Raw genomic sequence first — 12,264 nt, 5'->3', positions numbered from 1 at the left:
AATAAGGCGGCCCTGTTCAATCCCTTACAAAACCTAAAAGGTCATTATGATGAATGCAGAAATACAAGAATATAACCATTTGCAAAATAGTGCCGATACAGAAATCTGTGATCTCTTAGCCACTATAATCGACCAAAACCTGCCCGAAGCCGAAAACAAAATCTGGCACGCGCACCCGGTTTGGTTTTTAGACGGAAACCCTATTGTAGGTTATAGTAAATTGAAAAACTGCATTAGGTTATTGTTCTGGAGCGGGCAATCGTTTGATGAAGCACAACTGGCCAGCGAAGGCTCTTTTAAGGCTTCGGAAATTCGTTATACAGCAGTCGAACAAATTAATAAAGACGATGTAAAGCGCTGGCTCAAAAAAGGACAGGAAATACAATGGGATTATAAAAATTTAATCAAACGCAGAGGCGTTTTAGAACGATTAAAATAATTTATTTTAGAACTAAAACAGTCTATCCAATTTATGAGCAGAAGACATAAAAAAAACATCTCGAAAAAAAGCACAAAGAGAGAGACTCTTATTTTTACGATAAAAGTAATCTCCATTGTACTTTGTCTGGTTAGTTTCATTTATTTACTCCGACATTATAATAATTTTGTAATTATAAAATTCGAATTTTTACTTTACATCTATCTGATTGCTGGTTTGTTCTTTGGGCTTTTATTTTATAAATATCAAAAAAATTACGAAGGCAAGAATTTTAAAATAATCGAGTATTTTGTTTTAATCCTTGTCGTCTATGGCTCAATTTCGTGCTCCGTTTTTTTTCTGTCCAACGAATATTTATCGACCAGCAAAGAGTATACGGTACTTTCTCCTATTCTGGAAAAACACGAAGCCTACAAAAGATCTCCCAATAGCATTCTTGTAAATATTGAAGGGACCAAAAGAGAAATCAACATTCATAATTATGACTTTAAGGAAATATGCCTTTACAGTTTTGCCGAAATAAAAATAAAGAAAGGATATTGGGGTTTTCCAATTATACTGGAAACCAAACTAAAACTGGACAAGTAAGCATGGGGCATGAAAAAACAATACAAATATTGATTTATTTTCACGCGCTGGTGGGTGGTATTGCCCTTATTTCGGGTTTGATTGCCTTAGTGGCCACAAAAGGAAAAGTGGTTCATAAAAAATCCGGCAAACTCTTTTATTACGGCATGCTTTTATCGGCATTGACAGCGTTAATCATTGCCATCCTGCCCGGGCACGAAAATGCGTTTTTAGTGGCAATAGGCATTTTTAGTTCTTATTTTATGATCACGGGTTACCGGGCTTTGCGGTTTAAAAACACAGAAGTCAACTTAAAAACCGATAAAATGATCTCCTGGATTATGATCATTACCGGCATATTGATGATTTTGTACAATCCGTTGGTACATCAAAAAATCAATATTGTTTTAACTGCTTTTGGCGTTATCGGACTCTTTTTTTCACTGCGGGATTTAATGCTTTATAAAAACCGCAATAAATTAAAGAAAGACTGGCTAAAACTGCATTTAGGAAAAATGATGGGCGGTTATATCTCTGCGACAACAGCATTTGTGGTTGTAAATGAATTTTTTCCTGGTTTGTACGGCTGGTTTATCCCCGGAACATTAGGCGCAACTTATATCCTTTTTCAGATAAGGAAATTAAATAAGCAACAACAGTTACCAATAAGAATAGAATAAAATTATTATGCAGGAAGGACAACAAATTATTGATAAAAAGTATACTTCTTCCCTAAATTAAATTTAGCTCCCTGAAAACTATAATGAAAAAACGAATAATATATCAGATAGATTCTTTTACAAAAGAAAAATTCAAAGGAAATCCCGCAGGAGTTGTGGTAAATGCAGAAGGACTGAATGATAATGAAATGCAGCAAATTGCGAGAGAATTAAACAATTCTGAAACTGCATTTCTTTTTCCTCCGGATAGTAATGACTGTGATGGCGTAATACGCTATTTTACACCCAATACCGAAGTCCCAATTTGCGGGCACGCTACGATTGCAGCCATGTATGCCAAAGCTATCGAAGAGAAATTAGATTCCTGCATTTTAAGATTTAAAACGAAAGTAGGTATCCTGCCATTTGAAATAATCAGAGAAAACGAAGATTATCAGGTTTTAATGACCCAGGGAAATTTTGAACTTAGTCCGGTATTTAATGATTCTGTCACACAAAAAATGTTAACTGCATTAGGATTAGAAAAGGCTGATACTGACCGTAAATGTCCCATTCAAATCGCTTCTACAGGGCATTCTAAAGTAATGATAGGCATCAAAAGCAGAACAAAACTCAACGATTTAACGCCTAACTATCCTGATTTAGCAAACTTAAGTAAAGAGATTAACTGCAACGGTTACTTTGTTTTTACATTTGATTCTAATGACCCGGACATTCTGACTTACGGAAGAATGTTTGCCCCTGGAATTGGGATCAACGAAGATCCTGTAACCGGAAACGCAAACGGACCTCTGGGCGGTTATCTGGTTCAAAATAAAATCGTTGATTTTGATGAAAATGAATTTGTTTTTAACGGAAAACAAGGTGAAAAAATAGATCGTCCGGGTGTCATAAAAGTTAAGGTCGCCATTGAAGATAACAAACCAAAATTAATTCAAATAAAAGGGAATGCTGTTGTTGTTTTTAAAACCGAAATAGAAATTTAAAAATACAATTCATCTCTTTGCCTGATCCAATAGTGATAATGGAAATAATCAAAATCAGAAAATCAGATCATGATATTTTAAGAACGTTATTCTTAAAAGAAAGGCAAAGGACTTTTTCATGGCTGGATCCTTCAGAATTTCAATTGAAAGATTTTGAACGCGCTACAAAAGGGGAACTAATTCTGGTGGCGATAATAGAAGGAATTCCGGTTGGGTTTATTTCGATTTGGATGAAAGATCATTTTATTCATCATTTATACATTGACCAGAACTATCAGGGCAAAGGCATTGGAACCGCCTTATTGAAAGCCGCAATTGACAAAACTGGTTTACCTATTACGCTAAAGTGTCTGGAGCATAATACCAAAGCGGTTATTTTTTACGGGAAAAAAGGCTTTATTTGCATTGAAAGAGGACAATCTGAACATGGAGCTTATATTTTATTTGAATTAGAAGCGCCTATACACTAAACCTGAAATACATGAATCCTGTTTTTAACAAAATACTTTCTTCTATTCTGATTTTACTTTGTCTTTTTTCTTGTAAAAAAGTACAGCCTATTTTCTTTGATAATGATTCTCACGCCAAAATTCATGAGGAAATGGACAAGATTTCAGATGAAATTAAAAAATTTGATGCGCAATTAGTTTTGCTCTATGCAGATGCAGAAAAAAATCCGGAACAAGTTATTGCAAAGGCTGATAGCTTATTACTAGTGAACAGCAACGAAAAAGACAAATATAAATCTCAAATAAAAAAGAATATAGAAAGTAGTTTAAACTACCTCAAAGCCGAGTTATATTACAAAACGGGCAACTACAGCCAATCTATAAAAGAATTACAAAAAGAAGAATATCATAATATGGATTATGCAGCTGCACTTGCCGCCAATTATGCCAAACTCAAAGAATTTGATAAGGCTAAAGTTGCTATTGACAGCATTGGAAAAGGGTTTTACATTTACGATTATGCATTTGGCAATTATAATGAAGTCATTGGAAATAAAACGGAAGCCTTAAAGATATATTCAGAAATAAAAAACAATAAAGAGATTAAGCATTACGCCTATTATCCGCTGGCAGTAGCACGATTGGAAGAGCTTAGTAAAAGTAATCCGAAATTGTTAGACGAAATATATTTTCCGACCCAAAACCCGGCATTTGATATCGCAGATTCTGATAATACCAACAGAAACAAAATTTTTAAAATGATTTTTGATATGCCCGAAGCCAAAAAGAAAGCTGTTTTTATTTTTGAATCCCCGCAAACCAATGACAAAGATTATTATTGGGTTAAAGTTGGAGAGCAAACAGGTTATCAGCCCGAAGACTTTAAAGCTGAGTACAGCTTTTTTATTTACCCAAAAGATTTTCAAATAAAATATTATGACGAAAAAAACAATAAGGTAATGAGCATCGAAGAATGGCGAAAATCAAAATAAAAATGAAATACTAAATCCCTTAAAAATAAATCCAAAACCAACCCAACACATGAATACAACCGAATTACCTGTCGACCTTAAAAAAATAATTGAAAATGAAAAAATCGACTTTTTAATTAAAGCAAAAAGAAAATACCCTCTCAAAAAAGCATTAGGCACAATCGCTTTAGGCATAGGCATGGCAGCTTTTGTAAGCCTTTTTGTTTTTGGCTTTTTCGGGCCATTATTTAGCCATGACGAAGTTCATTTTAAAGTAAACGGAAATCCGGTAACGGCAACCCTGGAAGATTATGACGAATTAATAATACCGGGGATTATTATAGGCTTTTTTGTACTGGCGGCACTATGGGTAAACCTTTACGGAATTTATTTACTGGTAAAAAAAGGAGGTTACTTTGTCGCAACAGAAACCCGACTGATCCAATATCAAAACGGAAATGCTATTATGACCGATTGGGAACAGTTTACCGGGAACGTAAAAATAAATGCTAAAAACAATTTTGGCAATTTAGAATATGAATTAAGAACCGGTAGAATAGAAGGCAGAAAAAATCAGCCGGATAAATTTGTTCCGGATATTATTTATATTGCAGGCATTGAGAATGTTTATGATATTGAAAAAAAATGCAAAATCAGGATCAAAGAAAATGATCCGACCCCGGCTGTTTTACCCTATTAAAAACTTAAAACAATGAATTTAAACAATTGGGATCAGGGCGTTCCGGCAACTGTATTTATATGCGTTTTTTTTCCAATTTTCCTGTATTTTACCTACTGGTTATTTATTTCGGGCACGATTGGATTGTACCGAATGATAAAAAGCAAAAAATGGAAATTTACAATTGGAGAAGTAATCCATGCCGAAATTAAATTTAAAGAGTTTACCTCAAACAGGGTTGAAAATTTTAAATTTATAATGGAAAAAGAATACCGTTACACCGTTGCCGGAAAAGAGTATCAGTCCAAACAAAGTTTACCATCTGATTCTTTGTATTCAAAAGACTTTAAACCTATGAGCCAATTTCCGGAAAAATATGAAGTTGCCCCAAATCACGTAAATTATCTAAAAAGAGAAACTGAAGTAAAAAACGAAATTGGTAAACAAATCCGGGTCTTTTATGATCCCAAAAAACCTCAAAATGCCTGTTTGATTCCGGGAGTTCAAAACGAAATTTTTCTTCCCATTTTTATGGGATTCATTTCATCCTGCGGCATTACCTATGTCATTTATCATTTAACCAAACCTTTGTTTGTCTAAAGCTTTTCTTTTTTATCACTCAAACAAAACCCCTATATTTTCAAACATAATCCCGTTTATTTAATAAAATACAAAATAGTAACGCAACCATTTAACAAAATTTATATCTATTAATTAAACCAATATAATTTTTGAACCAATGAAAAAAATTTTACTATTACTTATTCTGATCATTGTAAGCTCCTGTAGCAGTAATGACGATAATACAACTAAGAAAGTGGATGCCCTGGCCGCAAAAACACTACAAGGCAAATGGACTCTGATTAGCACCACTAACGGAGTTGATAACACTATTAGTACACCAGCCTCTACAAAAACAACCGTTTTACTGGAATTTTCAGGCTCTAATTTTAAAAAATATACAAACGGGGTTTTAACGATCAATACCACATTTAAAGTGTTAACACAATCGTATGCCGGAGAATCTAAGCAAACTATTGTTATAGGCGGGCCTAATACGATTACGAATTATTCGATTGTGAGTGACGTAAGTTTTGAAGCTTTCAAGATAAAAGACAACGTACTAACTTTAAACATGTTATGCAATAAATGCAACAGTTCTTCCTATACACGAATTGATCAGTCTTTTTACTAAATACCATACTATGAAAAAATATTTTTTAATACTGGTGATAGCTTTCTTTAGTTCCTGCAATAGTGATGATGCTCAGGTTGGTACTGAAAAATCACTACAAGGCAGATGGAGCTGGAAGGGTTCTACCGGAGGGATTGCCGGAACAACCGACACGCCAAAATCGACAGACAAGGTCATATATCTTGAATTTTCAGGGGCTAATTTTAAAACATACGTTAACGGAAAACTAACTACTGAGAGCCCCTTTACCATAAAAACCCAAAAATCTGTTTTTGGTGGCGAAAGGCCCATGATAGTTGGTGATTTTATGACGATGTCTTTTGAATTTAAAGAGGATAAACTATACCTGAATGAGGAATGTTATGACTGTTACGGGTCAAGCTATATTCGTATAAACTAACTATTTAACACTAGATCAAAACCATGAAAAACATCATTACTTTACTATTAATCGTTTTTACATTTACGGGTTGCTCCAATGATAATGACGATAAAATTAATAATCCGGTTGTTGGAACCTGGAAATTAATCAAAACCAGAAATTTAGTTGCAGGTGTGGGGGATAATCACGATGTTTTTACGGATTATTCAGATCAAAATAAAATTTACAAATTTGATGCAAAATCAAATCTGACTATAACAACGGGTTCTAATGTCGAGAACTATAAATATGAATATAAAATTGATTATCTTATGGGTGATGCTTCTACCGGAGGTACAAAATCGCCTATTGTAGTTATTGACGGCGTAAAGTATGGTTATCTTTTTATCGACGGACAAATGATATTAGAACAATCATACGTAGATGGCGAAGATTTATATCTTAAAAAGCAATAACTATTCTGGCCTTATAAATGATAAAAACCGTACTTAGCCCCGATGGGAGCGGCATCCTTTTTCCGGTTTCTTTAACCGGGAAAAGATATAGCAGACAGCGGGACAGGTGGTCCTTATAAAAAGTATTTTTTCTGCTCCTAAAAAAAAACCGCTTTTCAGATAAATTTGAAAAGCGGTTTTTTTATTAATTGATTAAAAACAGGGAATTGCTGAATAACAAAATCCCGTTTTCCCAGAACCCCCGAAACAGCGGATTATCCATCATATAAATTACCGTTCCGTCGCCTCTTTTGTCTACGGCAAAACTCACCGTTTCGTTTAGTTTTTTTCTGATATCGTTTCCAACAAAACCGTAACTCAAATACTCTTTTGGAATATATGCCACATTTATGGCATTTTTGAGCAGTGAAAATGATCTTTCGTTGCTTTTAAGGCTAAAATAAGTGTTTCCTAACCCAAATGCCATTGGATACGTTTTATCTAATTTATTCTCGATGATCGCACCCGGAATAGAACCTGAAATGTTTCTTCGTTCTGAGCCTTCAAAATCTAAAAAGCGTTTTTTAAGTTCGGTTTCTTTTTGCTCTTTCTCTGATTTTTCTTTGTCTTCTTTACTCGCAAACAAACTCAAAGCATATCCGTCGCGGTCCTGAAATAACGAAATGGCATTGCTTATCGCAATTACTTTTCCGCCATTTTTAATCCATTCGTCGATTTGCTTTTTCTGGTCTTCGGATAAGTCATAACTCCCGTCTGAAAGTATCAGAGTATTGTAATGGTACAATTTAACCCTGCTAAAATTAGCGGTTTCCACAATACTCACCGGATAACTAACGGTTTCGTCCAGATAATACCAGGTTGACCCAAACTCTGTCGAAACAATTCCTTTGCCGGAAAGCATGAGGATTTTTGGCGCTTTAAGCAGCCTGAAATTTTCTCCGCCAATATCTTTAGAATTGGTCGAAAATCCGGTAGTTATAAAACTATAATCGGTTTTGATTTTGATGATATCGCTTACCGTTTTTTCGAAATCGGTTATTTTGGGATTATCGGCACGACTTATAATTAATCCGCCCGGTTCGATAGAAACCGTTCCAAAAACCGCCTTTTTCATTGCTGATCTTACTTTTATGCCAGCCTGATGCAATAAGGAAACCACCTGGGCCGAAGTCCTGTTGTTCCAGGGCACATAAAAAGCATAAACGCTTGCCGGAACCGTTTTTTCGGCTATTTCAATTTTAGATTTTGTTTTGATCTGAAGGTTATTTTTTACCGCATAACCTTCGACCCCGTAGGCCAAAGGCAATGCCCAGGCCGTAATATCATACGATAAACTGTCGTTTAATTTTTGATTTGGCTCCAATAAAACCTGAGCCAGAACAGATCTTGGCTGATCTGCTTTTATAATCAAATCATTCGGTTCAACTTTAAAACTTTCGTTTTTCTTAGTCTGATAATGAAACCCTGATGCATTGGCCGAAGCATCTGCGTAAGTAAATTCAATATCGTTTCTCTTTAGCATTTCGGTCAATTGTTCCAGCTTTGGATTGCTTTTCAAAACATACGTATTGTAAACCCCTTTTGCCTTTATTCTGGCATTGGTATGAAAATCCCGGAAACCTTTTAGCAATACATCTTTTTGCGAGGCGGCACTTTCTACGACCGTTAAAACGGCTGTGGCATGATGCGTTAACCGGTCTTTTATGGTCACATTTGTACCGTTTTCCATCGTAACTTCGCGCCCCGCTCCTATTCCGCCCTGTTCCAGCGTCAGGCCCACTGCGCCATTGTAGGTGGGGTATGTATCGCCATAACTCGGGTAAAACAAATCAAATCGTTCGCGGGTATTGTACATCCAGTTTTGTTTGTCGAATTTTTGTGCAATATTGTTACCTAAAACAGTATAAAAATCTTTTTGGTACTGCTCAATAAATTCATGCAAAGGTTCTGCTGCCGGAGGAAAAAAGTATGGCGAATTATAACTCATTTCATGCACATCGGTATGAACCTGCGGCATCCATTGGTTATACAGTTTAATGCGCTGTTGCGACTCGATTTGAGTTTGCCACGCCCAGTCCCTGTTTAAATCAAAAAGATAATGATTGTATCTTCCGCCTGGCCAGACCTCCATGTGTTCCCTGTCGTATAATCCCGGATGCGTTTTTTTACCGGAAATTTCCCTTAGCCAGTTGCCGTATCTCGAATAGCCATCAGGATTGATACACGGATCCAGAATTACAATAGTGTTTTTGAGCCATTGTTTTGCAGCTTCGTTTGACGGATTCAAAAGTTCGTATGCCACAGTCATAGCGCTTTCGGTTCCGGCAAATTCATTTCCGTGAACGTTGAAGCTCAGCCAGACAATAATTTTATCTTCGACCCCCGTATTTTTTTTATCAGATAATCCAATGGCGGCCAGATTATTATTTCGGATTTGCTCCAGATTGGCCAAATTTTCAGGCGTCGAAATATAATACACATTTAAATCACGCTGTTCGTTTGTTGCGCCGTATTGCTGCTTCTTGATCGATTGCGATTGTTCTGTGAGGTACTTAAAATAATCCTCCACCTGATGGTAATAACTAATTTGTTTTCCGTAATTCGGAATAAATTCAGAAGGTGTTTTTAGTTGTGCAAAAACAGAAAAAGAAACGGTTAACAGCAACACTGCAGCGAAAAATGTTTTCTTCATAAGTAAGTTGAATTGGATAGAGATTAAAAATAACAATTAACTTTATACCATTTTAAAAATCGTACTAAATATTATTTTATATTTAAATCCTTTTACTAAAACCCAAAAAGAGACTTTAAAAAAAATATCACATCAAAGAAATACCTTACTTTATTTTATACTTTTACGGGCCTTAAAAACCTCATAGTCGTAAAATAAAAAACTAATCGTAGACCATGGAAGAAGCAGCAATCGAAAAATCAGTTTTTGAAGAAATACCAACAGGAAAAATTTATACCGAAAAAGCAATTCAGTCCGGAACATTCCTGGGCGGGCCATTAGTTGCCGGTTATCTTATGGCAGAAAATTTTAAAACTTTTGGTGATTTTAATAATGTAAAGAAAACCTGGATTATTGCCATATTATCCACTATCGTGGTTTTTGGCCTGATTTTCCTGATCCCTGAGAATATCAAGATTCCTAATGTCATTTTTCCGCTTATTTATATGGGAATTGCAGGTTATCTGGCCAAAAAATATCAGGAACAAAAAATAAATGAACACCTGAAAAATGGCGGCGAAAAGTTTAATGGCTGGCGTACTGCCGGAGTTTCTCTTATTGGATGTGCCGTGACTGTTGGTGCAATATTGAGTATTTCTCTTTTGAATGAAGCCGGCAGCGGAAGACTTACTGAATCGACCAAAACATACGGTTCAGTAAAAAATGAAATCGTATATCAAAATAATATCAATGAAAATGAAACCGACAAAATTGCCCGTTCTTTTGAAAAAACAGGCTTTTTTGACGACTCCCTAACCAAATATATTTATTTGGAAAAGCTGGACAACAACTACGAAATCTCTATTTCCTGCAATGAATCCGTTGAGAATGACTTAACCGTTTACCAGTCATTTGTTCAATTAAGGAAAGACATGCAACAGGATTTTCCTAACAATAAAATCATTCTTAAACTAGTGGTAAATGATCTTGATAATGTGGTAAAACGAATTGAGTAAATTTTAAGTATGCGTTTTAAAAATATAAAGGTATATCACCTCTTTTGGTTTCTTACAGTGATTGTTTTATTAATCGGAATATGCAAGCCCAACGAGACATTAGACATTAATATTCATGATACTTATTTTGTAATTGCGCATCTTCATGTCGCGATCGCAGTATCTCTATTTTTCTTCTTAAACGGATTGGGATATTGGCTCGTTCAGAAAGTATTAAAAAGAAAACCCGAAAAGTATCTGACCTTAATTCATGCGGGTATCGTTATTGGAAGTTTTGCTATTTACCAGATGATTATTTTTTACAATACTTGGTTTCCTGCCAATCCTGATTTTCCTTTATTTGACGATTATCAACTAATGAATATCTTTTTGGTTTCCAGCACTATCCTAAATATTTTTGTTGCATTGCCGGTTTATATTACCAATTTATTGATTACGATATTTAAGCTGCGTAATACCTAGTAATCTCAAAGCAGAACCATAACAGATTAAAATAAACCATATAAAAAATGACAATAGAAGAAATTATTGATGCCCAAATGCTGGCATTTAATAACAAAGACATAAAAAGCATGATGCCATTGTATACCGATAACACCATGATTTATAATTTTCAGGATCATACCCCAATAATCAATGGCAAAAAAGAATGCGAAGAAATGTTTACAACACTTTTTGAACAATCTCCCAACTTGAATGCCGAAATAATAAAAACGATATTTTTTGACAATAAAGCCATCGTTCATGAATATGTTTACGGTCGAAATGGAAATAACGAAAAGAAAGAACAAGTGGTTATTTTTGAAATTAAAAATCAAAAAATAAGCCGAATGGATTTAATAAAATAGATTTTAACAACAAAGAAAAAGCCACTGTATCAGTGGCTTTTTTTGTATTACGTTTTTATTCAACCTCTAAATAAGGGTTTAAAATTTCGGCCAACTTATTCAGCCAGTAAAAACCATTCTCAAGGGTTGGTCTTTCAGATTCAATTGTTTCGCCTTCTCGCATTAAGCTCAAAGCAAGTACATAATTTACTTGTCGGATTGCTTTTGCCATGCTCTCAGGATCAATTGATTTGTTGAAAAAATCTATTAACCTCAACTCAGTTTCTTTTGAAAGGGTGTTTGTACTCATAGCTTAAAGGAATATAAAAAACCGTATAGCTAAGGTGTCCTACGCTGTTAAGGGAGCGTACGGTTGTTTCCAATACCGTCACCATACTATACGGGCAATTTTTTTTCTGATCTCATAAACTTAACTATAGGATAGCTAAGATACCTAAAAACACATATAATTATCCTACACATTTTATAAAAAAGTTCCATAGGAACGAATCATATTTTAGGGATGGATTTTAATCCATCCTACACAAACAGAAGCCATACTATTGTGGTAAGATGGCAAAGATTTGGCCGGTTTAAAGAGATTCTTTGCTTTTTACGTCGTGACAAAATGAATTACTCTCGACAAAGATTACAATTACTTTGCGGAATTTCTTGTGTGATTCTTCGTTCCTCAGAATGACAAACTGTGCCTTTTTTGTTTTCGGTCGAAATAATTGTGGTGAGACGGCACAGATTTGGCGGGTTTAAACAGATTTTTTTGCTTTTTACGTCATGACAAAATGAATTACTTCTCGACAAAGATTACAATTACTTTGCGGAATTTCTTGTGTGATTCTTCGTTCCTCAGAATGACAAACTGTGCCTTTTTTGTTTTCGGTCGAAATAATTGTGGCAAACCAACAATCCAACAATCCAACAATCCAACA

16 protein-coding genes are annotated in these 12,264 nt (G+C 35.0%); 14 read left to right on the top strand and 2 right to left on the bottom strand.

Annotated elements, in window-relative coordinates:
* The first annotated feature begins 49 nt into the window (after window positions 1-49).
* From ACHRWY_RS18670 to ACHRWY_RS18620, 11 genes are all read left to right on the top strand, one after another.
* Window positions 50-439 (top strand): DUF1801 domain-containing protein, encoded by a 390-nt coding sequence (locus ACHRWY_RS18670; RefSeq protein ID WP_395356728.1) that lies wholly within the window; start codon window positions 50-52, stop codon window positions 437-439.
* Between the two features lie 33 nt (window positions 440-472).
* The gene (locus ACHRWY_RS18665; RefSeq protein WP_395356693.1) at window positions 473-1,027 is read left to right on the top strand and encodes a hypothetical protein; all 555 of its coding nucleotides are present in this window, start codon (window positions 473-475) and stop codon (window positions 1,025-1,027) included.
* Between the two features lie 2 nt (window positions 1,028-1,029).
* On the top strand, window positions 1,030-1,686 hold the full coding sequence (locus ACHRWY_RS18660) for a DUF2306 domain-containing protein (RefSeq protein ID WP_395356692.1): 657 nt from the start codon (window positions 1,030-1,032) through the stop codon (window positions 1,684-1,686).
* 83 nt (window positions 1,687-1,769) lie between these two features.
* Entirely contained in the window at window positions 1,770-2,672 is a 903-nt protein-coding gene (locus ACHRWY_RS18655; RefSeq protein WP_395356690.1) for a PhzF family isomerase, read from the top strand.
* 38 nt (window positions 2,673-2,710) lie between these two features.
* Entirely contained in the window at window positions 2,711-3,142 is a 432-nt protein-coding gene (locus ACHRWY_RS18650; protein WP_395356688.1) for a GNAT family N-acetyltransferase, read from the top strand.
* 11 nt (window positions 3,143-3,153) lie between these two features.
* Window positions 3,154-4,113, top strand: coding sequence for a hypothetical protein (locus ACHRWY_RS18645; protein ID WP_395356686.1), 960 nt, complete (start codon window positions 3,154-3,156; stop codon window positions 4,111-4,113).
* 49 nt (window positions 4,114-4,162) lie between these two features.
* On the top strand, window positions 4,163-4,792 hold the full coding sequence (locus ACHRWY_RS18640; protein WP_395356685.1) for a hypothetical protein: 630 nt from the start codon (window positions 4,163-4,165) through the stop codon (window positions 4,790-4,792).
* A 12-nt stretch (window positions 4,793-4,804) separates the two neighbouring features.
* Window positions 4,805-5,371, top strand: coding sequence for a DUF3592 domain-containing protein (locus ACHRWY_RS18635; RefSeq protein ID WP_395356683.1), 567 nt, complete (start codon window positions 4,805-4,807; stop codon window positions 5,369-5,371).
* Between the two features lie 139 nt (window positions 5,372-5,510).
* Complete coding sequence (locus ACHRWY_RS18630; protein ID WP_395356682.1) at window positions 5,511-5,966, top strand: hypothetical protein; 456 nt, start codon at window positions 5,511-5,513, stop codon at window positions 5,964-5,966.
* A 10-nt stretch (window positions 5,967-5,976) separates the two neighbouring features.
* Complete coding sequence (locus tag ACHRWY_RS18625; RefSeq protein ID WP_395356681.1) at window positions 5,977-6,366, top strand: hypothetical protein; 390 nt, start codon at window positions 5,977-5,979, stop codon at window positions 6,364-6,366.
* 23 nt (window positions 6,367-6,389) lie between these two features.
* A complete protein-coding gene (locus ACHRWY_RS18620; RefSeq protein WP_395356680.1) occupies window positions 6,390-6,803 on the top strand; it encodes a hypothetical protein in 414 nt (137 codons plus the stop codon).
* Window positions 6,804-6,987: 184 nt separating this feature from the next.
* Here the strand turns inward: ACHRWY_RS18620 and ACHRWY_RS18615 are convergent, their stop codons facing one another.
* Complete coding sequence (locus ACHRWY_RS18615) at window positions 6,988-9,495, bottom strand: M14 family zinc carboxypeptidase (protein ID WP_395356679.1); 2,508 nt, start codon at window positions 9,493-9,495, stop codon at window positions 6,988-6,990.
* Between the two features lie 215 nt (window positions 9,496-9,710).
* On the opposite strand from ACHRWY_RS18615, the gene ACHRWY_RS18610 reads away from it, so the two are divergent.
* The 3 genes from ACHRWY_RS18610 to ACHRWY_RS18600 are packed head-to-tail and all read left to right on the top strand — an operon-like array spanning window position 9,711 to window position 11,338.
* Window positions 9,711-10,490 (top strand): hypothetical protein, encoded by a 780-nt coding sequence (locus ACHRWY_RS18610; protein WP_395356677.1) that lies wholly within the window; start codon window positions 9,711-9,713, stop codon window positions 10,488-10,490.
* A 9-nt stretch (window positions 10,491-10,499) separates the two neighbouring features.
* Window positions 10,500-10,952 carry a cbb3-type cytochrome c oxidase subunit I gene (locus tag ACHRWY_RS18605; protein WP_395356676.1) on the top strand — a complete coding sequence of 151 codons (453 nt, stop codon included), beginning with the start codon at window positions 10,500-10,502 and terminating at the stop codon, window positions 10,950-10,952.
* Between the two features lie 47 nt (window positions 10,953-10,999).
* Window positions 11,000-11,338 (top strand): nuclear transport factor 2 family protein, encoded by a 339-nt coding sequence (locus ACHRWY_RS18600; protein WP_395356675.1) that lies wholly within the window; start codon window positions 11,000-11,002, stop codon window positions 11,336-11,338.
* A 55-nt stretch (window positions 11,339-11,393) separates the two neighbouring features.
* On the opposite strand, the gene ACHRWY_RS18595 is transcribed toward ACHRWY_RS18600, so the two are convergent.
* The gene (locus ACHRWY_RS18595; RefSeq protein WP_395356673.1) at window positions 11,394-11,627 is read right to left on the bottom strand and encodes a hypothetical protein; all 234 of its coding nucleotides are present in this window, start codon (window positions 11,625-11,627) and stop codon (window positions 11,394-11,396) included.
* Between the last annotated feature and the right edge of the window lie 637 nt (window positions 11,628-12,264).

The sequence above is a fragment of the Flavobacterium sp. FlaQc-48 genome, from assembly GCF_044007335.1.
Classification (GTDB): Bacteria; Bacteroidota; Bacteroidia; order Flavobacteriales; family Flavobacteriaceae; genus Flavobacterium.
This window is presented reverse-complemented; position numbering and strand designations above follow the sequence as displayed.

What these genes read in the sequence shown, in the direction of transcription:
- ACHRWY_RS18630 (WP_395356682.1), top strand. Translation starts at nt 5,511, where the DNA reads ATGAAAAAAATTTTACTATTACTTATTCTGATCATTGTAAGCTCCTGT.
- ACHRWY_RS18620 (WP_395356680.1), top strand. Translation starts at nt 6,390, where the DNA reads ATGAAAAACATCATTACTTTACTATTAATCGTTTTTACATTTACGGGT.
- ACHRWY_RS18670 (WP_395356728.1), top strand. Translation starts at nt 50, where the DNA reads ATGAATGCAGAAATACAAGAATATAACCATTTGCAAAATAGTGCCGAT.
- ACHRWY_RS18625 (WP_395356681.1), top strand. Translation starts at nt 5,977, where the DNA reads ATGAAAAAATATTTTTTAATACTGGTGATAGCTTTCTTTAGTTCCTGC.
- ACHRWY_RS18610 (WP_395356677.1), top strand. Translation starts at nt 9,711, where the DNA reads ATGGAAGAAGCAGCAATCGAAAAATCAGTTTTTGAAGAAATACCAACA.
- ACHRWY_RS18615 (WP_395356679.1), bottom strand. Translation starts at nt 9,495, where the DNA reads ATGAAGAAAACATTTTTCGCTGCAGTGTTGCTGTTAACCGTTTCTTTT.
- ACHRWY_RS18655 (WP_395356690.1), top strand. Translation starts at nt 1,770, where the DNA reads ATGAAAAAACGAATAATATATCAGATAGATTCTTTTACAAAAGAAAAA.
- ACHRWY_RS18600 (WP_395356675.1), top strand. Translation starts at nt 11,000, where the DNA reads ATGACAATAGAAGAAATTATTGATGCCCAAATGCTGGCATTTAATAAC.
- ACHRWY_RS18660 (WP_395356692.1), top strand. Translation starts at nt 1,030, where the DNA reads ATGGGGCATGAAAAAACAATACAAATATTGATTTATTTTCACGCGCTG.
- ACHRWY_RS18605 (WP_395356676.1), top strand. Translation starts at nt 10,500, where the DNA reads ATGCGTTTTAAAAATATAAAGGTATATCACCTCTTTTGGTTTCTTACA.
- ACHRWY_RS18645 (WP_395356686.1), top strand. Translation starts at nt 3,154, where the DNA reads ATGAATCCTGTTTTTAACAAAATACTTTCTTCTATTCTGATTTTACTT.
- ACHRWY_RS18640 (WP_395356685.1), top strand. Translation starts at nt 4,163, where the DNA reads ATGAATACAACCGAATTACCTGTCGACCTTAAAAAAATAATTGAAAAT.
- ACHRWY_RS18595 (WP_395356673.1), bottom strand. Translation starts at nt 11,627, where the DNA reads ATGAGTACAAACACCCTTTCAAAAGAAACTGAGTTGAGGTTAATAGAT.
- ACHRWY_RS18665 (WP_395356693.1), top strand. Translation starts at nt 473, where the DNA reads ATGAGCAGAAGACATAAAAAAAACATCTCGAAAAAAAGCACAAAGAGA.
- ACHRWY_RS18635 (WP_395356683.1), top strand. Translation starts at nt 4,805, where the DNA reads ATGAATTTAAACAATTGGGATCAGGGCGTTCCGGCAACTGTATTTATA.
- ACHRWY_RS18650 (WP_395356688.1), top strand. Translation starts at nt 2,711, where the DNA reads ATGGAAATAATCAAAATCAGAAAATCAGATCATGATATTTTAAGAACG.